Genomic DNA, 21,962 nt, shown 5'->3' on the forward strand with positions numbered 1-21,962 from the left:
GTAATCTAACGGTAATCCCGCGCGCCGAAGATGGCGGTGCCGACGCGGATGTCTGTCGCACCCATGGCGGCGGCGAGCGTATAGTCCCCGCTCATGCCCATGGACAGGCGCTCGAGGCCATGGCGCTTTTGCAGTTTTTTCAGCAGCGCGAAGTGCATGGTGGGGTCCTCGCCCGCCGGCGGGATACACATCAGCCCCGCCACCTCAAGACCAAGGTTCTGGCATTCATCCAGAAGCGCGGGCAGGTCCTCAACCATGCAGCCGCCCTTCTGTTCCTCGCGCCCCGTGTTGACCTGAAGAAAAACCGGCAGCTGTTTGCCCTGTTTTTCCATCTCGCGTGCAAGCGCTTTTGCCAGCTTGATGCGGTCGACCGACTGGATGACATCAAACAGCGTTACGGCATCTGCTGCCTTGTTGGTTTGCAGGCCGCCGATCAGGTGCAACTCCACATCCCTGTACTCGGGCTTCAGCGCACCCCAGCGCTCGCTGGCTTCCTGCACCCGGTTTTCCCCAAAGACGCGGTGACCAGCCTCAAGGGCGGCGCGCACCCGCTCAAGCGGTTGCACCTTGGAAACCGCAATCAGCTTCGGCTGGTTCACTTCGGTGTCCACATGTTTGCACATGCGGCTGATCTCGTGGTGGACGGCGTCGATATTGGCTTTGATGTCGGGCATCATGGCGTGGACCTTCCTTGTGCGCGTCAGGTTCATATTTTGCTTATGCACCCTATGTGATAGGAAGCGAGCATGGTCAAGCTTGTGCTAAAAAAAAACCGGCAGTTCCCCGCGCACGCGCTTGCAAAAGCGGCGGGGGTAGAGCGGCTTATTTTCTGCACAGATCTCGCACGGGTGTGCGACCCGGTTGCGGTGGCTGAAAAATTGCCTCCGGGCAGCATCATCATCTGCCGGGACTATGACCACGCTGACCGCGAAACCTATGCACGGAAGCTGTGCGCGGCAACCCGTGAGAACCGCCAGTTTCTGTTGGTTGCGGGCGATGTAGCGCTGGCCCGAAAGGTGGGTGCCGACGGGGTGCACCTGCCTGAATACATGCTGTCGCGCCGTCAGGTGCTGAGCGGTTTTCGTCTTATTACCGCCGCCTGCCATAACCGGGCTGCACTCAGGCGCGCTGAGCGGCTTGGCGTCGATTTTGCCCTTGTTGCCCCGGTGTTTAGCACACGCAGCCATGTGGGCGCCCCCGCCCTTGGCCTGCACCGGTTCGCGCGGCTCACATTCCGCACACCTGTGCGGGTGGCCGCACTGGGCGGTGTGAACGTGGCAACGGCCAAAAAACTGAGGCCATTAAAACTAGCGGCCCTTGCTGGTATAGATGGATTTTTGTCTGATAAGTCAGGCGCTTAGAACTTCAGACGGCCGCCAAGGAAGACCATCTGGGATTTTTCGCCTGCTTCAGGGTGCAGCATGATGCGGCTGCCATAGTCATAATAGCGCAGGCCGCCCTGCAGCCCGAGGCTGTCTGTCAGCCGGTAGCTCGCACCCAGCTCAACCGAGATGATATTGCGCGCTTCGTTCTCGATACCATAAAGGTCCGCGCCCTCCTTGTATTCGCTGAGGGAAAGCCGCGCCATCCAACTGGATGCCTGATAGGAGAAGCCGACGCCGTAGCCGGAAATCTCCCGGTCGAACAGGCTTTCCTGCCGCATCATTGACGCATCAAGGTTGAAGCCGGAATACCCAACCGTCAGCCCGATGTTATAATTGCGTTCCGTTGTATCGCTGGAGCTAAAGCCCGAAAGCGCGGGAATGCCTTGCAGGGACATGCGGTAGCTGCTCTCCAGCGAGACTTCGATGCCCGGCGCATAAGGGTTGTCGCTTGTCGGCAGGCTGATGCCCATGCGTGATGTGGTGTCGAGAATATCCTGGCCATATGAACCCCGTACGGTGCCGTCTGGCGCCAGAAGCGAGGAAAAGTCAGGCCGGTCGCCAAGGTCACCAGGGATGATCATCGAACCCGGCATGCCCGCCGCGCTGCGGTCACGCAGGTAGAGGAACCCGCTATCGTTGGCGCCGGAGGTGTCTCGAAGGCTGAGATCGATATCCTTGATCTTCTCATCCTTGTCTTTCTGTTCGCCGCTGCGCAGTTTGGAAACCTGCTCGGCGATAAAAAGATCAAGGCTTTGCATGAAGCCGGTTGCTTCAAAACGAGCTTTATCCTCGGCAGTGGAGACTGTCGAGGCGCCACAAACAAGTGCTGCGGCTAGGCTATATTTCAAAACATTCTTCATGACCTTGGGGAGACTCGCTCTCGTAACGTGTATACATGGTATGGAATCTACCCCCCACTATGCAAGATGGTCGGGCAAAAATAGGGCGCTCTGTGTCCTCGTTGCCACTATTTGTTCCACTTTCTGACTGGTCAGCGCCTTTTATGGTCGTTATAACCCGCATTAAGCCATGGTTGTTACACATTTGAGGTGTAGCACCCGTGTGACGATAAAAACGAATCTACGGGGTGTAGCATGCAAAAATTTGCCCGGACCATGATGGCGCTAACGCTGGCGTTCTCGCTTGGTGCCTGTTCCGGATTGTTTGGCGGCGGTGATGAGAAGGGTGAGCGGCTAGCCCCGCGCCCCACAGCCATTGGCGTAAACGGTTATCTGTGGCAGGCGACGCTTGACACATTGTCCTTCATGCCGTTCGATCGGGTCGAACCCTCGGGCGGCGTGATCACAACAGACTGGCATTCCACAGCCGATGCGCCAAACGAGCGCGTGAAGGTCACAATCCAGTTCCTGTCTGAAGACCTGCGCTCCGATGCGATCCGTGTGTCTGTTGTACGGCAGGAACGGGAGACAGGTGGAAGCTGGCTCACTGTGCCTGTACAGGCGGCCACCACGCTGCAGATAGAAGAAGCTATCCTCGCGCGTGCCCGCCAGCTCCGGATCAGCACCCGCGGTTAAGCGGCTGCGGGCCTTGAAGAGGCCCCGGAGACAGAAAAGCATTCACTTCATGCCGGGCGGTTGCCCGGCTGTTTCAGTTACACAGATGCCGTCCCTGACCGGCGAGCCCAACCGAGATCAAAAACATGTCGCGCTACAACGCAAAGGCAACCGAAGCCAAATGGCAGAAAATCTGGCGTGAGGCCAACACGTTCAAGACCGACAGCAAGTCGGACAAGCCAAAATATTATGTGCTTGAGATGTTCCCGTACCCTTCTGGCCGCATCCATATGGGCCATGTGCGCAACTATACGCTCGGTGACGTGGTGGCCCGTTTTCGCCGGGCGAATGGCTTTGAGGTCCTGCATCCCATGGGCTGGGACGCGTTTGGTATGCCGGCTGAAAATGCGGCGATGGAACGCAAGGTGCACCCGGCCGACTGGACATACGACAATATCGCCAACATGCGGGACCAGCTGAAGCAGGTTGGTTTTGCCATTGACTGGGACCGCGAGTTCGCCACTTGCGACGCTGAGTATTACGGCAAAGAGCAACAGATATTCATCGACTTTTTCAACGCGGGCCTTGTGTACCGCAAGGAAAGCTGGGTGAACTGGGACCCTGTGGACAATACCGTGCTCGCCAACGAGCAGGTGATCGACGGCAAGGGCTGGCGCTCGGGTGCCACCGTTGAACGCCGCAAGCTGAGCCAATGGTTCCTCAAAATCACCGATTTTGCGGAAGACCTCCTCGGTGGCTTGAAGACGCTTGAACGCTGGCCGGACAAAGTGCGCCTGATGCAGGAAAACTGGATTGGCCGTTCCGAAGGGTTGAAGTTCAGTTTTAAAATTGCCGAGACAGGCGAAGACCTGCCGGTTTACACCACCCGGCCCGATACACTTTTTGGTGCCAGTTTCTGCGCCATTGCGCCAGACCACCCACTTGCAGCCAGGCTGGCGGAAGATAACGCCGAGCTGAAATCCTTCGCCGAAGAGTGCCGCAAAACCGGCACCACCGAAGAAGCGATCGAGAAGGCGGAGAAAAAAGGCTTCAATACCGGGCTTCATGTGCGCCATCCGCTGGACAAGGATTGGCTTCTGCCGGTTTATGTGGCCAACTTTGTGCTGATGGATTACGGCACGGGCGCGATTTTCGCCTGTCCGGCCGGAGACCAGCGCGACCTTGATTTTGCCCGCAAATACGACCTGCCGGTGATCCCGGTGGTACTGCCGGACGGCGAAGACGCCGCAAGCTACAAGATTGCCGATGAGGCCTACACGGGCCCCGGCAAGATGATCAACAGCCGCTTCCTTGACGGCATGGACGCCGTGGACGCCAAAGCCGCGCTCATTGACAAGGCCGAGGCCGAGGGCTGGGGCGAACGCACGGTCAATTACCGCCTGCGCGACTGGGGTGTGTCCCGCCAGCGTTACTGGGGCACGCCTATCCCCTTTGTGCACTGCGATGATTGTGGTGTCGTGCCGGTGCCAAGCGAGGAACTGCCGGTCAAGTTGCCGGAGGATGTCTCTTTCGACAAGCCGGGCAACCCGCTTGAGCATCACCCGACATGGAAGCACACCAAATGCCCAAGCTGCGGCAAGAAGGCAGTGCGCGAGACAGACACCATGGACACCTTTGTCGATTCGTCATGGTATTTCATGCGTTTCTGTACGCCGGATGAGGAGGCCCCGTTCGACAGTGACGTGGTGAACGACTGGTTGCCGGTGAAACAATATATCGGTGGGGTTGAGCACGCGATTTTGCACCTGCTGTATGCACGCTTCTTTACCCGTGCGCTCAAACATGTGGGTCGCACCAATGTGGACGAGCCGTTTGAAGGCCTGTTCACCCAGGGCATGGTTACCCACGCGACCTACAAGGACAGCGACGACGAATGGGTCTTCCCCGAGGTTGTGCGCGCGCGCGATGATGGCTCCCTCTACCGGACCGATAATGGCCTTGAGGTCTCTGAGGGCCGCATCGAGAAGATGTCCAAGTCAAAGAAAAACGTTGTCGATCCCGATGATATTATCGACCAATACGGTGCCGATACCGCGCGCTGGTTTGTGCTTTCGGATAGCCCGCCAGAGCGTGACCTGTTGTGGACCGAAGCCGGGATCGAGGGCGCCTGGCGCTTTGCCCAGCGCGTGTTCCGCCTTGTGAACAACCCGCCAGCACCCATTGGTACATTTGGCGCGGCACCGCCCGAGGCCTTGTCCAAGACGGCGGAAGCTTTGCGCAAAGCCACGCATAAAACCATCGAGGGTGTGACGGCGGATATCGAAAACCTGCATTTCAACAAAGCCGTTGCGCGGCTTTATGAGTTTGCCAATGCCGCAGGCGGCAAATGCACCGGCGACGGTGCGCCTGAGGTGCTCAGGGAAGCACTTGAAACGCTTGTGCTACTGGTCGGCCCGATGATGCCGCACCTCGCGGAAGAGCTTTGGAAAAAGCTGGGCCACAAGGAACTGGTTGCCAATACGCCGTGGCCGAAAGCCATCAAGGCGCTGACCGTGGATGACACGGTCAAGATGGCGGTGCAGGTGAACGGCAAGGTGCGTGACACGATTGAAGTTGCGAAAGATATGCCGAAGGAAGAGGTTGAGAAAATCGCCCTGGCATCCGACAGTGTTAAAAAGTTCACCGATGAGGGCACGATCCGCAAGGTGATTGTGGTGCCGGGCCGTATCGTCAACATCGTGGTAGGCTAATGAAAAAGCTGCTGGCTATCGGTTTTGTTCTGCTGCTTGGCGCCTGTGGTTTTCGCCCGCTTTATGAAGCTGGCGGCTCCTCGGCGGCGATGCAGCAGCATCTGGCAGGGGTGGAAGTTGCCCCCATCGCCGACCGCCTTGGCCAGCAGATGCGCAATCGGCTTCTGGACCGGCTGAACTCGGGCGGCACGCCGGAATACCGGCTTGTTATCACGCTGGCACAGGAAAGCGAAGGCTACGGCATTCGACCTGACGCCGCGGCGACACAGGAACAGCTAACGGTTTTTGCCAAAGTGCAGCTTATCAACCTGAACGGCGAAACGCTGGTGTTTGAGGAAGATATGCGCGCAACCACATCTTATGACCTCGTGCTGTCGGATTATGCCATTCTGTCCCGCCGGGAAGATAGCGCGCGCAGGCTTGTGCTTGAACTTGCCGAACGCATTCACCGGCGACTGGCACTGCATTTTACCAAGGTAGAACCGGCACCGTGAAAGCCAAACCCCGCGATATACCGGCCATACTGAAGGCGCTGGACCCGAAGATGCGGGCCGTGCTGGTTTTTGGCCGCGATGACGGGCTGGTGCGCGAACGTGCCGAGAAAATCGGCAAACAGATCTGTGAAGACCTTTCCGACCCGTTTCAGGTCGCCCGGCCCGGCAGTAGCGATATCAAGGAAAGCCCGAGTATCCTGCTTGATGAAGTTGCCGCGCTCTCGATGATGGGGGGCAGGCGGCTGGTGCGCCTCGAAAGCGTGGGCAATGAGGCCACCGAGGCGGTCAAACTTGTGCTCGATAGCGATGCGGGTGATGGCCTGCTTGTGATCACCGCCGGGGATCTCAAGCCGACATCAAGCCTCCGGAAACTATTGGAAGGTGCCAAAAACGCCATCGCCATCGCGTGTTATGAAGACAGCGCGCAGGACATCATGGGTCTTGTGCAAACCGTGCTTGGGAATGCCGGGCTGACAGCGACACAGGACGCGGTGGCTTATCTCGTTGATAATCTGGGCGGTGACCGCATGGTCTCGCGCAGTGAACTGGATAAGCTGGTGCTTTATAAGGGCTCGGCTGGTGGGCAGGTTACCATTGAGGACGCCAAGGCGTGTGTGGGCGATACGGCGGCGCTTGGCCTCAACCAGATCGCGGAAGCGGTAACCGCAGGCAACCTCAAGCAGCTTGAACGGTTCCTTGAACGCGCCTGGACATCCGGCGAAAGCGCCATCGCCATTTTGCGCACGCTGCAGAACCGTATGATGCGTATTCATCTGGCGCGTGGCTTTATGGATCAGGGCATGAGCGCGGGGGAAGCAGTGGGTAAATTGCGCCCGCCGGTTTTTTTCGGTGAACGTGACAAATTCATGGGGGAGGTCAGCCGCTGGTCTGCCCGTAAGGTAGAAACCGCGCTTGATATCCTCATTGAAGCCGAACTTGCGTGCAAAACCACCGGTAACCCGGCAGACACCATCTGTGCGCGCGCGCTTTTGCGTCTCGCCAAAGCGGCACGGTAAGGCGGGCGGATGCGCATTGGCTTTTTTGGTGACAGTTTTATCGCAGGCATGGGCGAGCCGGACGGCAAAGGCTGGGTGGGCCGCGTGGCCGAGCGCAGCGGGTTTACCGCGGTAAATTTTGGCATTGGCGGCGATACCAGCACGGATGTGCTCAGGCGCTGGCGCGCTGAGGCTGAGGGCGCGAACCTCGACCGGCTGGTTTTCTCTTTTGGTGCCAATGATTGCCTGCTGACAGACCACAAACGCATTACCGTAGGGCAGGTGGACCGGCTGAAGAACGCCAAGTCCATTATGGCCGAGGCGGGCAAAAAGTGGCCTGTTTTATTTGTCAGCCCCTTGCCGGTGGCAGGTGACCGGGCAGCCACCAACCGTATTGGCGAAATGGCCCGCCAGCTCATCACCTTCACCCGTATCCACAGGACACCCTATGTAAACATCTTCGATGATGTGAATGCTGCGGATGTCTGGCACGGGGAAGCGCTGGCGAACGACGGCGCGCATCCGGGGGCAGCTGGCTATGGCTTTGTGGCGGACCTTGTGGCGGCGCACCCCGAATGGCAGGCGTGGCTAAAAAGCTAGGCGGCGGATGTGCCGTGCAGCTTGCGGTAGGCGCCGGGGGTCAGGCCAAAACGTTTTTCAAACACCTGGATAAGCCTGCCCGATGAGCCAAACCCCGAGGACGCCGCAACGGTTTTAACCGGGATATCCGGTTGTTCCAGAAGCGCGCGGGCGCTGTCGAGCCTGAGGCGTTCCAGATAGCGTGCCGGGGTCACCCCCATTTCAGCGACAAATTTACGGTGGAAGCTGCGTTCGCTCATGCCCGCCGCATCGGCTATATCTGCCACAGTAATCGCCCCGTTCATATGGCTGGCCATCCATTCGGCCGCCTTTGCCACAAGGCCTGTGCCTTTGCTCTGGCCTTCGAGAAGCGCGCTGAACTGACTTTGGTATCCGGGCCGACGCGCATAGACCACAAGGCGGCGCGCAATGCCCATGGCCAGCGGGCGCCCATGGTCGCGCTCAATGATCGCAAGGCTCATGTCGATACCGGCGGTGACACCGGCCGAAGTCCAGAAACGCCCGTCTTCGACATAGAGGGCCTCTGCGTCGACGTCGACGGCAGGATAAAGCCGTGCCAGCGCGCGGGTGGAGCGCCAGTGCGTGGCAGCGCGTCGACCCGCCAGTACGCCCGCCGCGGCCAGCAGGAAGGTGCCGGTGCACACACTGGCAACCCGCTCCGCGCCGTCGGCCATATGCTTTAGCCACGTCAGCACTTTCTGGTCTTCACACGTCGCGCGCGTCCCGTTCCCGCCGGAGACCATAAGGGTGTGGACAGGGCCGCCTATCTCCTCATAGGGCACGGTCGCAAGAGAAATGCCGCTGGTTGTGCGCGTGCTGGCCCCAGCCGGGCTTGCGAGCACAATGTCATACTCCGGCGTGTTGTACGCCTCATTCACCGAAGCAAAAACCTGTGCGGGGCCGGTAATATCAAGGATCTGGGCATCGTCGAAACACAGAATAACAATTTTTTTGCTCATGGACTCACTCACAACTTGGCAGAAATCAATAATAATATGTCATATCCGCCATCCACCGACAAGTCTAAGGTGCCCACGTTGCCGAGTGACAACCGCGAGGAAAATATCATGACAATAAAAATTGGTTTCTATCTCTTCCCTGACATGACCCAGCTGGATTTCGCCGGGCCTTTTGAAGTTTTCTCCCAGGTGCCGGGGGTGGAGGTTTATCTGGCTGCCAAAACGCTGAAGGCTGTGACCGCCGACAAGGGCCTCGGGCTCATGCCGACCGTGACGCTTGAGGATTGCCCTGACCTGGACGTGCTGTGCGTGCCCGGTGGGCCGCATGTGGACTATCTGTTTGACGATGAAGCCACGCTGGCTTTCCTGCGCCGCCAGGGTGCCCAGGCGCAATATGTGACGTCTGTGTGCACCGGCTCCCTGATTTTGGGTGCGGCGGGCTTGCTGAGGGGCTTTAAAGCCACCTCACACTGGACGTCGGTCGATATGTTGTCGAACTTTGGCGCGGTGCCGACGGCGGGCCGCGTGGTCAAGGATCGCAACCGTATCACGGGCGGCGGTGTCACTGCCGGTATCGATTTTGCTCTGACATGTGTTGCGGAAATCGTAGGCGAACGGGTGGCGAAAATGATTCAGCTCGGGCTTGAATATAACCCGGAGCCGCCGTTTGACGGTGGCCACCCGAATGTGGCGGAACCCGAAATTGTTCAGGCCGTTGGTGTGCTGATGAAAGAACGGCTGGAACGCCGCCGCGGGCGGGCGGGTGCATTTGCCGAATAACCCCCTCCCAAACGAAAACCGGCTGATGAGATAAACCCATCAGCCGGCCTGCATTTCGGAAATTTACTGCCTGATTAATTAAGATTAATCGGGGCAGGGTCTTCGGAACTTGCCGCGTCAGCATTTGCTGCCCCGGCTTGTTGCGCTTCCTGTGCCGTCTGGGCACGGTAAAGCGCTTCGAAGTTGATTGGCTCCAGAAGGAGCGGCGGGAAACCGCCATCACGGCTTGCATCCGCAATAATGCGGCGTGCAAACGGGAACATCATCATCGGCGCCTGCACCAGAAGGAACGGCTTTAGCGCTTCTTCAGGGACGTTGCGGATGCCGTAGAGGGAGCCATAGGCAAGTTCAACAACAAAGGCAACCTGCTCACCACCCTCTTGGGCAGGTGCTGTCGCTTTTGCGGATATCTTCAGCTCAACCTCATAAACTTCATCGTTCATTTTGCGAACGCCGACATTGACGTTGACGTCAATGGCGGGTTTGGCGCCAGCGAGCGCCTGAAGGCTTGCCGGTGCGTTCGGGTTTTCGAACGAAAGGTCTTTTACATATTGTGCAATGACGCCTGCTTGTGGGCCTTCTGCACCAGCCGGTGCCGGGCCGCCTACGGGCGTTTGGTCATTCCCAAATTCATTATCAGCCATTTTTTCACTCTTTAATTGTCTGCCACCCCCCCAAACCACCTGGGTTGGCGAATCTGGGGCAAACGGCTAGCACGGTTTCAACAGATGAACAATAAACAATTGCGCCGGAGATGGCGGTTTTCCTAATTTTCGGGCCTGTCTGTGTTCCCATCCTCACGAGGAAGCGGCTCAGGCGCGGGTTGCTTGGTCTCCGCTGTCCAGAATTCGCCCTCGATGACGATGTTGCCACGCCGCATGCTTTCGGCCTTATGGGTCATCGCCCATGAGGCAATGCCCTTGCCAAGCCAAAGCCTGAGCGGCGGAATAAGAAGCAGGCCGCCGATTATGTCGGTCATGAAGCCGGGTATGAGGAGGCAGACACCGGCAAGGGCCAGAAAAAAGCCGTGCACGATGCTGGTACCGATGCGCTGACCCTGCGTCTGGATATCCCGCAACGTGGATAGCCCCTGCTGCCGCACGATGGTCAGGCCAACCGCTGCGGTCAAAATACACAGGGCGATGGTAGGCAATGCGCCGATCTCGCCACCGATATCGATCAGGATCGACAGTTCAACGACCGGAACGGCCAGAATTAACAATAATATGATTAAGGGCATTCCTTGTTCTTTCCTTCATTTCCACCTATCTATAAGGGCATGTTAGGCGCTTCGTTCAATAGCGGGCGGCCAAGTCTTTCAATATTTCAGGACGATCGGACTTCTATAAGTCATGTTGGATATCATTCTTCTCGCCATGTTGGCCGGTTTCATAATTCTGAGGTTACGCTCGGAACTTGGCAAAAAAACGGGCAATGAACCGCTTCCCCCGGCCGCCCCGCGTTCATCCGCGCAGACAGGCCGTCCGTCTTCACGCGAAGATGCGACGCAAGACATACCCGGGCGCGAGGACAATGTTGTAGAATTGGAAGAAAATCCGGCGTTGAGGAAGGCCTATCAGGATATCCGCCGGGTGGATTCAAGTTTTGACGTGCCTACCTTCATGGAAGGTGCGAGCGCGGCCTATGAGATGATCCTCGAGGCTTTCTGGGCTGGTGACCGGGAAACGCTCAAGGGGTTCCTTGATGATTCCGTCTATCAGCAATTCTCCTCTGCCCTCGATGCGCGGGAAGAGAACGGCTACAAGGTGGAAAACAAGTTGATCGACGTGGCGAACGCCGAGATCACCAAGGCCCAGCTCCAGAACCGCATGGCGGAACTGACCGTGCATTTCACCGCCGAGATTATCGCGGTGACAAAAGACGCGGACGGTAACCTGGTTGAAGGTGACCTGTCGGACGCCGTTGAGGTCAATGACCGCTGGACATTTGCGCGCGACACGCGCTCGCGCGATCCGAACTGGACCCTTGTGGCAACCCGCGCAGGCTAATCATGGCCGGCCGCGCCCTCAAATATATTGGCTTTCTTGCCCTGATTGCGCTGCCGCTTGTGGCGGCGCTTTTGCTGATGAGCCGCAAGCCGGCCGGCCTGAGCTTCCGGCCTGTACCGTTTGCAGAGCTGCCTGGCTGGGGGACGGATAATCTCATGGAGGCATTGCCCGCGCTCAGGAAAAGCTGCGACAGCATGAAACGCCAGCCAGCCAAACGTGGCCTGCCGGGCGCGGCGATTGGCGGCACGATGGGAGACTGGGCCGAGGTATGCACGCATATCCTGTCTGCCGGGCCGGATGACGACCTGCGCAGCTTTTTTGAAAGCGCCTTCCAGCCGCTTGAGGTCTCGCTGGGCGGCGAGACCAAGGGCATGTTTACCGGCTATTATGAAACTCTCCTCCGCGGTAGCGAGAACCAGAGCATCCGGTATCATGTGCCGCTTCACGTGAAACCGCCGGAGCTTGTAAGCGTTGACCTTGGCTCATTCCGGGCAGACCTCAGGGGACGCCGCATCGCCGGCAAGGTGCAGGGGGACAAGCTGGTGCCCTATTATGACCGCGAGGCTATCACCTCCGGCGCGATAGATGGCCGGGACCTTGAGCTGTTGTGGGTGGACGATCCGGTGGATGCTTTCTTCCTGCATATCCAAGGCTCGGGCCGGGTAATAATGGACGACGGTCGGCTTGTCCGCGTCGGCTACGCCAGCCAGAATGGCCATGCCTATACCGCGATTGGCAGGCAGCTGATTGCCGAAGGCGAGGTCCCGCGCACGAAAATGTCCATGCAAGCTATCCGCAGCTGGCTGGACGATAACCCGGACCGCGCCGAAGAGCTACTGAACACCAACGCATCTTACGTCTTTTTCCGTTTGCTGGAAGAGGGCGATGGACCTTTCGGGTCTGCCAATGTCGCGCTGACGGCTGGGCGCTCGCTGGCGGTGGACCGCAATCATCTGTCGCTTCATGTGCCGGTCTGGCTTTCGGCCAGTTATCCCGACCCCTCTGACCGGGAGGCCGAACCGCTGCCGCTCAACCGGCTGATGGTCGCGCAAGACACAGGCGGTGCCATCCGGGGCGAAATTCGCGGTGATGTATTCTGGGGCTTCGGTGAAGAGGCGGAGGAGATTGCGGGCCGTATGGCGAACCGTGGTCGCTACTGGATCATGCTGCCAAAGCCGCTGGCGGCGCGCCTGCTTGAGGACAGGGCCGGTGGCTAGGAAAAAAGACCCGTTAACCGAGCGGGACCGCGAGATATGGCAAAAGGTGACGGAAAGTGTCACGCGGCTTGGAGGTCGGCCCGAGACGCCGCCCCTGCAGTCGCTGCCCAAAATCTATCTGAAAGAAGAAGCGCGGGGTCTGCGGATGGAATGGCATACCAAAGCCTCGCCACAGCCCGAAGCCCGGATCGAAAGGCGCATGCAGCGGCAAATTGCGACCGGCCGGCAGGAGGTCGATCGCTCAGTCGATTTGCACGGCATGACACAGGACCGTGCTTTTGCCAAACTCCGTACCACCGTCGAGGGCGCTATCAGGCGTGGTGACAAGACGCTTCTGGTTGTCACCGGCAAAGGCGGCAAGCGTTTCAGCCAGCTTGATGCAATACCGGCTGCGTACCGTACAAGGGGTGATTTTGACCAGCACGGCGGCGTGCTGCGCCGCATGGTGCCTCTGTGGCTTGAAGGGCCTGAGCTGAAGCCTTTCATCCAGTCCTACGGGACGGCCGCGCCGGAACACGGCGGTGACGGCGCGCTTTATGTCATCCTCCGGCGGCGCTTGCCGGGCAGCCGGAAGAAGGGCTAGGCCATGACACCTTTTGGTGAAAAACTGCGCGAACTCAGACAAAGGCGCGGCATCACGCAGGCTCAGCTTGCGGCAGCACTGGATGTGACACCGGCCTATCTCTCGGCGCTTGAGCACGGCAAGCGCGGTGCACCGTCGTGGGCGTTTTTGCAAAAAATCATCCAGTATTTTGGCTTGATCTGGGACGATGCGGAACAGTTGCAGGACATCGCACACCTGTCCAAGCCCAAGGTCACGATCGATACCGCTGGCATGGATCCGCGTGCCACGCGCGCTGTCAATCTGCTGGCGCGGCGCATTGGCCGCCTGAATGACCGCGAGCTGGACCAGTTGCTGGCCTTCCTGAGCGAACAACCCCGCGCTGGTTGATTACCTCTTCTGACCTTCCATTTTCGTCTGGAAATCGTTGCCTTTTTGTTCTAGCTTTGCCACTGAAGCGATGGGAATGGGGGCTTTATGGTTGCATCGGTGCGGACAGTGGCGTTTGAGGGTATTGAAGCCTGTCCTGTTGAAGTACAGGTGCTGATCACAAGTGGGTTGCCGTCCTTTACTGTCGTGGGCCTGCCTGACAAGGCCGTTTCAGAAGCGCGGGAGCGGGTACGCGCCGCGCTTTCCGCCATTGGCCTTTCCCTGCCCGCCGAGCGTATCACCGTCAACTTGTCCCCCGCCGACCTGCCAAAGGAAGGGTCGCACTATGACCTGCCCATCGCACTGGCGACGCTTGTGGCGATGAACGTGCTGCCAAGCGATGCGCTTGAGGGTAGCGTGGTGATGGGGGAACTGGGGCTGGATGGTAGCATCCGCGCGGTGATTGGCGCGCTGCCCGCCGCGATCCATGCCAGTGCAATGAACGCCAGTTTCATATGTCCCCACGCGGTGGGGCCAGAGGCCGCATGGGCGGGGGGGCTCGAGATACTGGCGCCCGAGAGCCTTTTGGCGCTGATCAATCATTTTCGCGGCAACCAGATATTACGTGCGCCTGAGCTGAAGCCCGAGGCGGACCTGAGCGATCTGCCTGATCTTGCTGATATCAAGGGGCAGGAAACCGCCAAACGTGCGCTGGAGGTGGCTGCCGCCGGCGGGCACAACATGCTGATGTGTGGGCCGCCGGGGTCGGGCAAGTCGATGCTGGCGACGCGCCTGCCGTCGATCCTGCCGCCGCTCAGCCCTGAAGAGGCGCTGGAAACCAGCATGATTGCCTCGGTGGCCGGGCTTTTGAAAGGTGGCCGTATCAGCAGGGCGCGGCCTTTCCGCTCCCCGCACCATAGCGCCAGCCAGCCAGCACTTGTGGGAGGCGGGCAGAAGGCAAAGCCGGGCGAGGTATCGTTAGCGCATAACGGCGTGCTGTTCCTTGACGAATTGGAACTTTAAAGTTTTTGAACGCTCGTCCATTCTCCAGAAACATTAAATAATACAATTAATTAGTTTATTCCAGCAGCAGTAAAAAAATGGACGATGGTCCATTTTTTCTTTTCGGCTCGGCACATGCAACGCACTTTTTTGGGTGCACGTGTTGCTTTTTCAAAAAACATGTTCCTATTGGGTAGACCTTTTAATTTTGGAGGTCTTATGAGCATCATCAATGGCAAGCGCCACGATCTACGTAATTACGAATACAAGAGCGTCCCGGCGGATGTACGCGCGGACTTTATTCATACGGTAGCAACCGTTACACCCTGGTTTTCGGATAACATGTCTTTAGCCCTCATTGGGCTAGAGTGTTTCTGTCAGTTATATGATCGAAAACTGAATAGATCAGCAAAGCATTCCGCATCAAACAGGCAGATTGTAGAGCAATATTGCGTGTCGGTTTTTCAGGGAAAAATGTTTGACCGGAGCGAGTATGGTAACGTGCTTATGGCGCGATATTTTCTCCGATGTGCCAACGCCCTAAACTATGTGGATGCCAGTCCACTTCGCCTGTCACTGAAGTATCCCGATGAGTATCGTGAAGCGGTTGCGCGGGATTTACATGATTTGCCTTTCGATCTGGAGTTGCTGGAATATTGGAAGGGCTGGCCGTCGGTCTCTAAGTCTGGCTCCCGAAGGTATTTTCCCTTGCAAGAAGTATTGTCCACATGTGGAAAAGATTTCACAAAGAAGCTCTATGCAACGTTGGATGAATTCTTTCGAACCAGACAACGGGGCTTACATGGTACCTGGCAAGTTCTGATAGACGGCTATGCGGAATGGGGCGCCGAGGGGAAGCTTGAAGACTTGAAGTCCCCACAGCACGCGGCAGCTTTTTTACGTACCTTATTAGTCCGATTTCTCTCGGAATCCAAGAATGCGGAAAATCCAAAACAGTATGCATCTGCTGCAATTGAATGGCGATGTCAGTTTCGGACATTTATTCAGGATTACCTGATACCTGCCGGTTTGCTGGCACGCCCTGAAGGGGAATTTCCAATGCCGCGCGGAGAGCGTATTCGCGGCGCTGATACAAATGTTCGAGTGGGTACGTCTGGCGAAAAAATAAAAGCAAAGCTCATTACTGAGGTACCTCTGGAGGTTACAGATCGCAATGCCGTTGAAATACTCTTTGACGGCATTGAGAAAGATGTTGGCTGGATAAGAAGTTGGGCTGAATTTGTGACCGGCACCGTGTGGGACAACGTCGTGCGCCGCAGACGCCTGGCCGAAACAGGCGTCGCCATTCCTCTGCCACGCCACATGTCATCCCATACTGTAGAGAGGTCAATGCCGAACACCTGGCGGCGTTCGTCATCCAATCCTCATGTTGCTAACGACATGGCCGCGACATTTGAAAAGCACGGATATCTAACAGGAAAAGATTTGGGTTTGCAGCAGCTGTATGAAAACAGAGGCTCGGCGGCAAGAGAGCTCGGTATGCCATCCACCAGAGTTATTCTGGCATATTGCGCTCTTCTGACGATTGAACATCCAGCCCTCACTCAGGCAGCACTTCTGTCGCTGAAACTGTACGATAAGAACGGCTATATGACTGGATATCAAGAACGAGAGGGACAGGCGTTTTTGATTAGCTATAAGCCCAGAGCGGGGTCGAGCAACGCACAAAAATCAACCCAGTTAAACCAGCGCACATCTGCATTGGTACAACAAGCAATTCAAGTAACTCAGCCTTTGAGAGATTACTTGCGGAGGAAAGGAGACGATAACTGGCGTTACCTTTTTCTGGGATCGGGAAACACCTTCGCCTAGCCTAAGCCGATAAAAAAAGACGAAATTTCCTACCGCCATGAGTTGCGCAGGGAATTTTCTGCGGACATGAAAGAATTGGGGGCTCCGACCAGTGTAACCCATCGTCTGGCTCATGCCTTTACTTTGACACGCTTACGAGCCAGCGCAGCAACACTTGAGTACCTACGCACGACCAGCATTTCTGCCATGGCAAGCGCCCTTGGCCACAAAGAATTCAAGACCGCACTGATCGACCACTATCTCCCGGAGCCTATCCGACGTTTTTTTGAGGAACGATGGATTCGTATTTTTCAGTTGGGGATCGTTTGCGAAGTCATGAAAGACTCTGATTACTTAATGGAGGCTTCCGGTTTTCAAAGTGTTTCGGAGATGGATGCATTTCTCCGCAACCACGCCATCACTTTCCCTGATGAAGAAATCACAGTCGATGAAACTATCGGTCAGGTGGGTAATGTGATTGTTGGGATCAATGAGGATGTACTCGGTATCTATTGTGCCTTGTCGCAAGTCTCCGAGGCGGATGCGGAAGCTGCAGGTAGAACTTTCCATTTCTGGCACCAATTCGCAGATAAATTGATTTCGCACATTGAAAGCGCCGAGTTTTTGAGGCCGGACATCCAGAAGATGTTGGCTTCAGTGCGCGATAAGAAGGGCCCATCTCTGATCCGAGGGTTCGTATCATGAGTGAGGCTATCAAATTTCAGCGGGAGATCGAGCTTCTTGCCAATAGCACAGGCAAAAATGATCCATCACCGATTTGGTTGATCAGCAGTTTTGCGGACAATGATTGGACAATTGATCTGGGTCAGCAAGGCGTGATGTCGATTAACTTCGGAAAGAGGTTGGAGGATGGCAGTAGCCTGCTTGAGCCTCAAAATTCCGATTTGCTCAATGTTTTTAAGCATTGGATAGTGGGTGCTGTTGAACGAAGTGAAACCAACTTTGGCGTACTCAGAGGACCGTCACGGTATAGGAAAATCTCTGCTACACTGGCGCTCATGGACTACTTTCTCCTTCGAGCCGAGCAATTTCAGTTGTCGGAGTTTGGTCTTTCGCTCGTAAGCATCAACGACATTCGCAATTTGTTGGAAGATCTTGTCCGAAGCTCGTGTTCCAGTCTCAGCGTTTACCGCTGGCCGATCGAACTAAAATCCTACCTTGATCGGTGCATCGTTGGTTTCGATGCGGACCGGATTTTAAACGAATATCCAATTTTGTTGAGTGGTTTGGTGCCTAAGGAAGATCGTTGGTGGGCCTCGTCCGAAGACGAAATTTTCGCCTACAGAGCGTACCTTTGGTCAATCGGCCTTTATTATCAGCGCGGGGATCCAAAGCGGCTCTTCTCCGTGAAGCGAAGGTGTTTGGGTGATCGGGTTTTCTCTGAGATATTCAAGGGTGGATTTAATCACCCTGCTCCGCCGGAACTGGAAATTTGGCGGGCCATGCCCAAGGTGGAACGGTTTGACGCGGTATCGGTCAAAGCTCAAGGGGCGCGGCCGTTGCCCAAACAAGAGCTCGGCCGCTATGCCGCTTCACTCCGGGCGTTGGTGCGTTTGAACGTAAGTCTGGAGGGAATTACAGAACAAGACATTGATGAAGCCACGAAGGTAGCTTCGAACAAGGCGGTTGAAACTGGTAGGTTCAAGACTGTTCCACATCGCGTGGTGACCTACGCGTTGAGATCTGGCATGGAGTTTTACTTACGCTACGGGTCTGACCTTCTAAATGCTTATGTCTTATGCTGTGAGATAAGAAAGAAGCAGCCCAACCTTTCCTATGATGACGCTGTAGCGATTGCCCTACAAGATGGGGCTTTTGATAGCTTGTCTGATTTTGCTATCGCAGGTTGGTTTTTAGACAATAGAACGTCACCTACAGCGCATCATACAACTGCTGAGCCGAAGCAAGTGACTGGTCTAATAAACCTGATTCAAGTGTTGTTTGGCGCAATTCATATTACAGTCGCTGCCTTGTCGGCACGCAGAATATCCGAGTTTTTAAGCGTGCCGGTAGATCGCTGTCTCGATGCCACCGAGAGCTTTCTCGTGTTCTACAACAGAAAATCTGGCGCTGGGCCCTATCGGGCAAAAAAAATCAGGCCGGTTCCGACAATCGTTTCCAGAATGATAGGACAGATAAAGCAGTTCCAGACAGAGCTTATAGAGATTGAATGTTTGCCAGCTTACGTGCCGTTTCTCTGTGTTCCCAAGGTCCTCGGTGTTGGCCTTGTTTCTGTAGCTACTGTTAAATCTCAAGTGCACATCAACCGCTTCTGTGATTTTTTCGACATGCCCGGCGATGGTACGGGAACGCGCTACTATATTCGCACCCACCAACTCAGGCGTTTTTTTGCGATGGCATTCTTCTGGTCTGGCACGCCGTCCGGAGAGGATACCTTGAGTTGGTTTCTTGCCCATACCGATCCCGAACATCTTTACCGATATATCACGGAGGAAACGACGGGCGAGGTTTTGAGAACAATCAAGGCGGGCACGATTAGTGCCATGGTTGGGCACGACGCTCCTTGGAAAGAAGACCTGGAAACATTGATGTTTCAGCGTTTCGGCGTGAAGAAGTTTACTCTTTTGACCGAGAATGAGCTGAATGACTATCTTGAGGCGCTGCTTGAAGAAGGTACGGTCGATCTCGAACCAGTCTTCTATGAGAGCGAAGGGGGGAAAAGATACCGGATGTGCGTCAAAATCTCTCCGTTGGACGCTGGCATATGACAAGGATTCAACAGCGAAAAGAGGCCGTTATTGCGCGCAAGGAGTGGCTGGAGACAATCAACCACTCGATTGATCAGTACATTGATGACACGGCAGTGCTTGATGCCCTTTCATCCCAGGTAAAGTTTGCGGCTTTTACCAACGAACACCACATGGCGATGTCCTTGAACGCGTTAAAACGGCAGGCAGATGCTGTGCTTGAGGGAGGGTTTCTCGCGCTGGAGCAATTGCGCAGGTCGGTGCATATCCGTTTGAACAAAAAACGCGATGTTCGATCCGGCATTTCTCGAGACACCGTTCGTGACCTGAAGCGGACCAACACGCGGCTCCGGGAAAGACTACAAAGCCTTCATGGTGAACTGATGGTCTCCACCAATTGCATACGGCGCATTTTACGTGAGTTCGAGGAAGTAGTGAGGCGTTGTGGCGACAGCAAGGAGCTGGCGCGTTATCAAAAATTACGACGGGAGCTACTTGCCCTTTTCATGCATGGCATTAGCACGGATGAGGCGCTTGCTCGATTTGACAACGTTGTAGACCTGAAAAATGTCCAGAAGCGCTAAATCGAATTTTGAACTCCCGTTCGCATTAAGGTCGGACGGAACTATTAGCACTATTCTTGCCGGCAAAGTTTCGCCAATTTATTGGCCCGATGGTCGGTGGTGTTTTGCTGCAAACGCATTTTTGGTCGATTTGATCGAGAATAACAAATCGACGATCGACGGAGGAGGTACCATCACCACCTACGCTTCTCAGGTGAACCATCTTGTCACGTATTGTTATTCGAGAGGCATGGACTTTTTGGACCTTACCGATAACGATTTCACTGATTTTGTCTTCTCACTCTCAAGAAACTCGCACCAGCCCGCCGTGCCCGAGAGAAACGCGACGACCGTTCTAAATATTGGTCGCCTAGCCCTGAGGTTTTTGGATTTTCTGGGTCGACACCTGTGTGACACGCCTCTCGTAGGAGCTCAGGGGAAAATAAATGCAGAAATTCGACAGGTAAAAGACCGCAGGAGACATGGGTGGAGCGCTGTATGGCACCATCGTAGCTTCCCCGCACCTGAACCGGTAAACAATAAGAAACCGATCGGAACCGATTCACTCGAAGCATTAAAGGCCGCCGCAATAGAATGCAGCGGCAGTCACTTTATACTCATGCGACGCTTGGTCATGATTTTGCTCCTTGAGGTTACGGGTTGCCGAAGAGCGGAGTTAAACGGCATCAAGACCCACGACATTCGGCGAGCGTTGCGGCTCTCGCAGCCCATGCTTCGGGTGCCATCGCTGAAGAAGGGTGGTAATCGTATCGAGATGCGCGAAATTCCAGTGAACCGCTCAGATCTGGAGTTTGTGGACGAGTATATTGAGGTGAGCCGTCGTGTACTGAGACGCCAACTTGGGTTTAAAGGTGAGGATGCCGGCTTCCTCTTCTTGAACGCGCGAACAGGCCGCCAACTTACTACGGACACAATCACAGCAGAATTTAGAATGTTAGGGCGGCAAGCAGGCTTAAGGTGCGCGGTGTCTCCTCACCTGTTGAGGCATCGATTTATCACGAAAATATTCGTGGCGATAAGAGAGCGATACAGATTTGAAAGCGCTGATGAGTTTACAAGAGCGTTGCAAAACAATCTGGCACTTCAGCGGGAGCTCAGGCAGTGGACCGGGCATCGGTCTGCCCAGTCCCTCTACGTTTATATAGATGCGACCTATGCGGCGCCGGAAATTAAGCAATTTGTTGCCGACTACCTACGCCACCGTTGATGGAGGCTTCTTTCCAAGCCTGTGCCATAGCTCTGGGTCCGGCTTTCTGATGATCTCCAGAAGGTCATTTTGAGAAATTGATGCCGCCCATCTTCTGAACACGCGGCTTTCCCCGGGGCTCATGCCGTCAATTTTGGCCAGTGTTGGGCGCATTTTCCTGGCCACTGTGGATCTAGCGCACCCTGCAATGTCCGCAATCTGGACGGTGTTTTTCCTGTGGATACGAAAGAGAATAGCGAAAACGAGGCCCTTGGACTCTGATTGCAGAAGTATTTTATTCATAACTTCTCCGTTCGCCGAACGTATTAAATTCGACGTTTTGATTGAAAAAGTGAGCAAGCTATGAGAAATTCCACTTGGATTAGTAGCGAAACTAAACATAAAGGCTGCTCGGAAATCCCCATTTCCGAGTGGCTTTTTTGCTCATGTAAATTGGGCTGTTATGGTCTAGTGGTTTTGTACCAGAAGTGCGCTCTCCCTCTTTTGACGTAGTTAGCCAAGTGCCGGTCCTCCAGTTTGAGGAGTACCTTATGAACGTCTTGCGTCCTTTTTATTGAATACCCCTGTGAGTTCAGCTTCTCTTTCAGGGTTGCAACCGGCAATGCCGCGTTTGGATGCTCCGGCAGTGCATCCAGGGCAGCTTGTTGCATCGGGCCCAATCTGCCGCGAGCTGGTGTGTCTGCATCAGAAGGCAGGCCCTCCGGCTCCCTGAGGGCTTCAAGCGTCTCCAGTTGGATCTGCTGGATCTTTTTTTTGTCCTCTGTTTTCGAAAGCTTGGACCGAAGGTCGCAGATCTGTTTTTCTATACGGCCTTGCTCCTCATCAAGCACCTCGAGCGAAGTCATCACGTCCTGTAGATGCTGGTTCAGCCTGTGTTCGAGTGCAGAACTACTGTCCATGTATCCCTCCAAGTATTGTTCGACTCATCCAACCTGTAGATGAATTGGTGGGATATTTCTATAGCTGCACCCACTTCAATGTCGCAGGAGCTTATATTTTAATATAAGTCGTTGAAATATATGAAAAGTATTTA

General features: G+C 55.7%; 22 protein-coding genes and 1 pseudogene. 17 read left to right on the forward strand and 6 right to left on the reverse strand.

The window, feature by feature from the left end:
• Positions 1 to 5: 5 nt before the first annotated feature.
• The gene (locus tag OEU85_RS15570) at positions 6 to 677 is read right to left on the reverse strand and encodes a YggS family pyridoxal phosphate-dependent enzyme (RefSeq protein ID WP_262692436.1); all 672 of its coding nucleotides are present in this window, start codon (positions 675 to 677) and stop codon (positions 6 to 8) included.
• A 69-nt stretch (positions 678 to 746) separates the two neighbouring features.
• On the opposite strand from OEU85_RS15570, the gene OEU85_RS15575 reads away from it, so the two are divergent.
• Complete coding sequence (locus tag OEU85_RS15575) at positions 747 to 1,361, forward strand: thiamine phosphate synthase (RefSeq protein WP_262692437.1); 615 nt, start codon at positions 747 to 749, stop codon at positions 1,359 to 1,361.
• On the opposite strand, the gene OEU85_RS15580 is transcribed toward OEU85_RS15575, so the two are convergent.
• Positions 1,358 to 2,233, reverse strand: a complete 876-nt coding sequence (locus OEU85_RS15580; RefSeq protein ID WP_262692438.1) for a porin — start codon at positions 2,231 to 2,233, stop codon at positions 1,358 to 1,360. The two genes, OEU85_RS15575 and OEU85_RS15580, sit on opposite strands and share 4 nt — an antisense overlap.
• Positions 2,234 to 2,479: 246 nt before the next feature.
• Between OEU85_RS15580 and OEU85_RS15585 the strand changes: the two genes are divergently transcribed.
• The 5 genes from OEU85_RS15585 to OEU85_RS15605 all read left to right on the forward strand — a co-directional run bounded on the left by OEU85_RS15585 (position 2,480) and on the right by OEU85_RS15605 (position 7,699).
• Positions 2,480 to 2,920 (forward strand): DUF3576 domain-containing protein, encoded by a 441-nt coding sequence (locus OEU85_RS15585; RefSeq protein ID WP_262692439.1) that lies wholly within the window; start codon positions 2,480 to 2,482, stop codon positions 2,918 to 2,920.
• A gap of 125 nt (positions 2,921 to 3,045) precedes the next feature.
• On the forward strand, positions 3,046 to 5,610 hold the full coding sequence (gene leuS / locus OEU85_RS15590; RefSeq protein WP_262692440.1) for a leucine--tRNA ligase: 2,565 nt from the start codon (positions 3,046 to 3,048) through the stop codon (positions 5,608 to 5,610).
• Entirely contained in the window at positions 5,610 to 6,104 is a 495-nt protein-coding gene (gene lptE, locus OEU85_RS15595) for an LPS assembly lipoprotein LptE (protein ID WP_262692442.1), read from the forward strand. The genes leuS and lptE overlap by 1 nt, the downstream gene beginning before the upstream one ends.
• Positions 6,101 to 7,120, forward strand: a complete 1,020-nt coding sequence (gene holA / locus OEU85_RS15600) for a DNA polymerase III subunit delta (RefSeq protein ID WP_262692443.1) — start codon at positions 6,101 to 6,103, stop codon at positions 7,118 to 7,120. The genes lptE and holA overlap by 4 nt, the downstream gene beginning before the upstream one ends.
• A 9-nt stretch (positions 7,121 to 7,129) precedes the next feature.
• On the forward strand, positions 7,130 to 7,699 hold the full coding sequence (locus tag OEU85_RS15605) for a GDSL-type esterase/lipase family protein (protein ID WP_262692444.1): 570 nt from the start codon (positions 7,130 to 7,132) through the stop codon (positions 7,697 to 7,699).
• On the opposite strand, the gene OEU85_RS15610 is transcribed toward OEU85_RS15605, so the two are convergent.
• A complete protein-coding gene (locus tag OEU85_RS15610) occupies positions 7,696 to 8,658 on the reverse strand; it encodes a GlxA family transcriptional regulator (protein ID WP_262692445.1) in 963 nt (320 codons plus the stop codon). The genes OEU85_RS15605 and OEU85_RS15610 overlap by 4 nt on opposite strands.
• Positions 8,659 to 8,766: 108 nt before the next feature.
• Between OEU85_RS15610 and OEU85_RS15615 the strand changes: the two genes are divergently transcribed.
• On the forward strand, positions 8,767 to 9,438 hold the full coding sequence (locus tag OEU85_RS15615) for a DJ-1/PfpI family protein (RefSeq protein ID WP_262692446.1): 672 nt from the start codon (positions 8,767 to 8,769) through the stop codon (positions 9,436 to 9,438).
• 74 nt (positions 9,439 to 9,512) lie between these two features.
• On the opposite strand, the gene secB is transcribed toward OEU85_RS15615, so the two are convergent.
• Positions 9,513 to 10,082 carry a protein-export chaperone SecB gene (gene secB / locus OEU85_RS15620; protein WP_262692447.1) on the reverse strand — a complete coding sequence of 190 codons (570 nt, stop codon included), beginning with the start codon at positions 10,080 to 10,082 and terminating at the stop codon, positions 9,513 to 9,515.
• 122 nt (positions 10,083 to 10,204) lie between these two features.
• On the reverse strand, positions 10,205 to 10,678 hold the full coding sequence (locus tag OEU85_RS15625) for an FxsA family protein (RefSeq protein WP_262692448.1): 474 nt from the start codon (positions 10,676 to 10,678) through the stop codon (positions 10,205 to 10,207).
• 112 nt (positions 10,679 to 10,790) lie between these two features.
• Between OEU85_RS15625 and OEU85_RS15630 the strand changes: the two genes are divergently transcribed.
• The 10 genes and pseudogenes from OEU85_RS15630 to OEU85_RS15675 all read left to right on the forward strand — a co-directional run bounded on the left by OEU85_RS15630 (position 10,791) and on the right by OEU85_RS15675 (position 20,929).
• On the forward strand, positions 10,791 to 11,447 hold the full coding sequence (locus tag OEU85_RS15630; protein ID WP_262692449.1) for a Tim44/TimA family putative adaptor protein: 657 nt from the start codon (positions 10,791 to 10,793) through the stop codon (positions 11,445 to 11,447).
• Positions 11,448 to 11,449: 2 nt separating this feature from the next.
• On the forward strand, positions 11,450 to 12,664 hold the full coding sequence (mltA, locus tag OEU85_RS15635) for a murein transglycosylase A (protein WP_262692450.1): 1,215 nt from the start codon (positions 11,450 to 11,452) through the stop codon (positions 12,662 to 12,664).
• A complete protein-coding gene (locus OEU85_RS15640; protein ID WP_262692451.1) occupies positions 12,657 to 13,247 on the forward strand; it encodes a Smr/MutS family protein in 591 nt (196 codons plus the stop codon). The genes mltA and OEU85_RS15640 overlap by 8 nt, the downstream gene beginning before the upstream one ends.
• A 3-nt stretch (positions 13,248 to 13,250) precedes the next feature.
• Complete coding sequence (locus tag OEU85_RS15645) at positions 13,251 to 13,616, forward strand: helix-turn-helix domain-containing protein (protein WP_262692452.1); 366 nt, start codon at positions 13,251 to 13,253, stop codon at positions 13,614 to 13,616.
• A gap of 87 nt (positions 13,617 to 13,703) precedes the next feature.
• Positions 13,704 to 14,609: pseudogene (locus OEU85_RS15650) on the forward strand (YifB family Mg chelatase-like AAA ATPase); the annotation flags it as partial.
• 207 nt (positions 14,610 to 14,816) lie between these two features.
• Positions 14,817 to 16,430 (forward strand): hypothetical protein, encoded by a 1,614-nt coding sequence (locus OEU85_RS15655; protein ID WP_262692454.1) that lies wholly within the window; start codon positions 14,817 to 14,819, stop codon positions 16,428 to 16,430.
• Between the two features lie 66 nt (positions 16,431 to 16,496).
• Complete coding sequence (locus OEU85_RS15660; RefSeq protein WP_262692455.1) at positions 16,497 to 17,114, forward strand: hypothetical protein; 618 nt, start codon at positions 16,497 to 16,499, stop codon at positions 17,112 to 17,114.
• A complete protein-coding gene (locus OEU85_RS15665; protein WP_262692456.1) occupies positions 17,111 to 19,159 on the forward strand; it encodes a hypothetical protein in 2,049 nt (682 codons plus the stop codon). The genes OEU85_RS15660 and OEU85_RS15665 overlap by 4 nt, the downstream gene beginning before the upstream one ends.
• The gene (locus OEU85_RS15670) at positions 19,156 to 19,722 is read left to right on the forward strand and encodes a hypothetical protein (protein ID WP_262692457.1); all 567 of its coding nucleotides are present in this window, start codon (positions 19,156 to 19,158) and stop codon (positions 19,720 to 19,722) included. Before OEU85_RS15665 ends, OEU85_RS15670 begins: the two co-directional genes overlap by 4 nt.
• Complete coding sequence (locus OEU85_RS15675; RefSeq protein ID WP_262692458.1) at positions 19,706 to 20,929, forward strand: tyrosine-type recombinase/integrase; 1,224 nt, start codon at positions 19,706 to 19,708, stop codon at positions 20,927 to 20,929. The genes OEU85_RS15670 and OEU85_RS15675 overlap by 17 nt, the downstream gene beginning before the upstream one ends.
• A gap of 440 nt (positions 20,930 to 21,369) precedes the next feature.
• Here the strand turns inward: OEU85_RS15675 and OEU85_RS15680 are convergent, their stop codons facing one another.
• Positions 21,370 to 21,828 (reverse strand): hypothetical protein, encoded by a 459-nt coding sequence (locus OEU85_RS15680; protein ID WP_262692459.1) that lies wholly within the window; start codon positions 21,826 to 21,828, stop codon positions 21,370 to 21,372.
• Positions 21,829 to 21,962: the final 134 nt, after the last annotated feature.

The organism is Kordiimonas aestuarii (assembly GCF_025574465.1).
In the GTDB taxonomy this organism is placed as follows: domain Bacteria; phylum Pseudomonadota; class Alphaproteobacteria; order Sphingomonadales; family Kordiimonadaceae; genus Kordiimonas; species Kordiimonas aestuarii.

What these genes read in the sequence shown, in the direction of transcription:
- OEU85_RS15570 (WP_262692436.1), bottom strand. Translation starts at nt 677, where the DNA reads ATGATGCCCGACATCAAAGCCAATATCGACGCCGTCCACCACGAGATC.
- OEU85_RS15575 (WP_262692437.1), top strand. Translation starts at nt 747, where the DNA reads ATGGTCAAGCTTGTGCTAAAAAAAAACCGGCAGTTCCCCGCGCACGCG.
- OEU85_RS15585 (WP_262692439.1), top strand. Translation starts at nt 2,480, where the DNA reads ATGCAAAAATTTGCCCGGACCATGATGGCGCTAACGCTGGCGTTCTCG.
- leuS (WP_262692440.1), top strand. Translation starts at nt 3,046, where the DNA reads ATGTCGCGCTACAACGCAAAGGCAACCGAAGCCAAATGGCAGAAAATC.
- lptE (WP_262692442.1), top strand. Translation starts at nt 5,610, where the DNA reads ATGAAAAAGCTGCTGGCTATCGGTTTTGTTCTGCTGCTTGGCGCCTGT.
- OEU85_RS15605 (WP_262692444.1), top strand. Translation starts at nt 7,130, where the DNA reads ATGCGCATTGGCTTTTTTGGTGACAGTTTTATCGCAGGCATGGGCGAG.
- OEU85_RS15610 (WP_262692445.1), bottom strand. Translation starts at nt 8,658, where the DNA reads ATGAGCAAAAAAATTGTTATTCTGTGTTTCGACGATGCCCAGATCCTT.
- OEU85_RS15615 (WP_262692446.1), top strand. Translation starts at nt 8,767, where the DNA reads ATGACAATAAAAATTGGTTTCTATCTCTTCCCTGACATGACCCAGCTG.
- secB (WP_262692447.1), bottom strand. Translation starts at nt 10,082, where the DNA reads ATGGCTGATAATGAATTTGGGAATGACCAAACGCCCGTAGGCGGCCCG.
- OEU85_RS15625 (WP_262692448.1), bottom strand. Translation starts at nt 10,678, where the DNA reads ATGCCCTTAATCATATTATTGTTAATTCTGGCCGTTCCGGTCGTTGAA.
- OEU85_RS15630 (WP_262692449.1), top strand. Translation starts at nt 10,791, where the DNA reads ATGTTGGATATCATTCTTCTCGCCATGTTGGCCGGTTTCATAATTCTG.
- mltA (WP_262692450.1), top strand. Translation starts at nt 11,450, where the DNA reads ATGGCCGGCCGCGCCCTCAAATATATTGGCTTTCTTGCCCTGATTGCG.
- OEU85_RS15645 (WP_262692452.1), top strand. Translation starts at nt 13,251, where the DNA reads ATGACACCTTTTGGTGAAAAACTGCGCGAACTCAGACAAAGGCGCGGC.
- OEU85_RS15655 (WP_262692454.1), top strand. Translation starts at nt 14,817, where the DNA reads ATGAGCATCATCAATGGCAAGCGCCACGATCTACGTAATTACGAATAC.
- OEU85_RS15660 (WP_262692455.1), top strand. Translation starts at nt 16,497, where the DNA reads ATGAAAGAATTGGGGGCTCCGACCAGTGTAACCCATCGTCTGGCTCAT.
- OEU85_RS15665 (WP_262692456.1), top strand. Translation starts at nt 17,111, where the DNA reads ATGAGTGAGGCTATCAAATTTCAGCGGGAGATCGAGCTTCTTGCCAAT.
- OEU85_RS15670 (WP_262692457.1), top strand. Translation starts at nt 19,156, where the DNA reads ATGACAAGGATTCAACAGCGAAAAGAGGCCGTTATTGCGCGCAAGGAG.
- OEU85_RS15675 (WP_262692458.1), top strand. Translation starts at nt 19,706, where the DNA reads ATGTCCAGAAGCGCTAAATCGAATTTTGAACTCCCGTTCGCATTAAGG.
- OEU85_RS15680 (WP_262692459.1), bottom strand. Translation starts at nt 21,828, where the DNA reads ATGGACAGTAGTTCTGCACTCGAACACAGGCTGAACCAGCATCTACAG.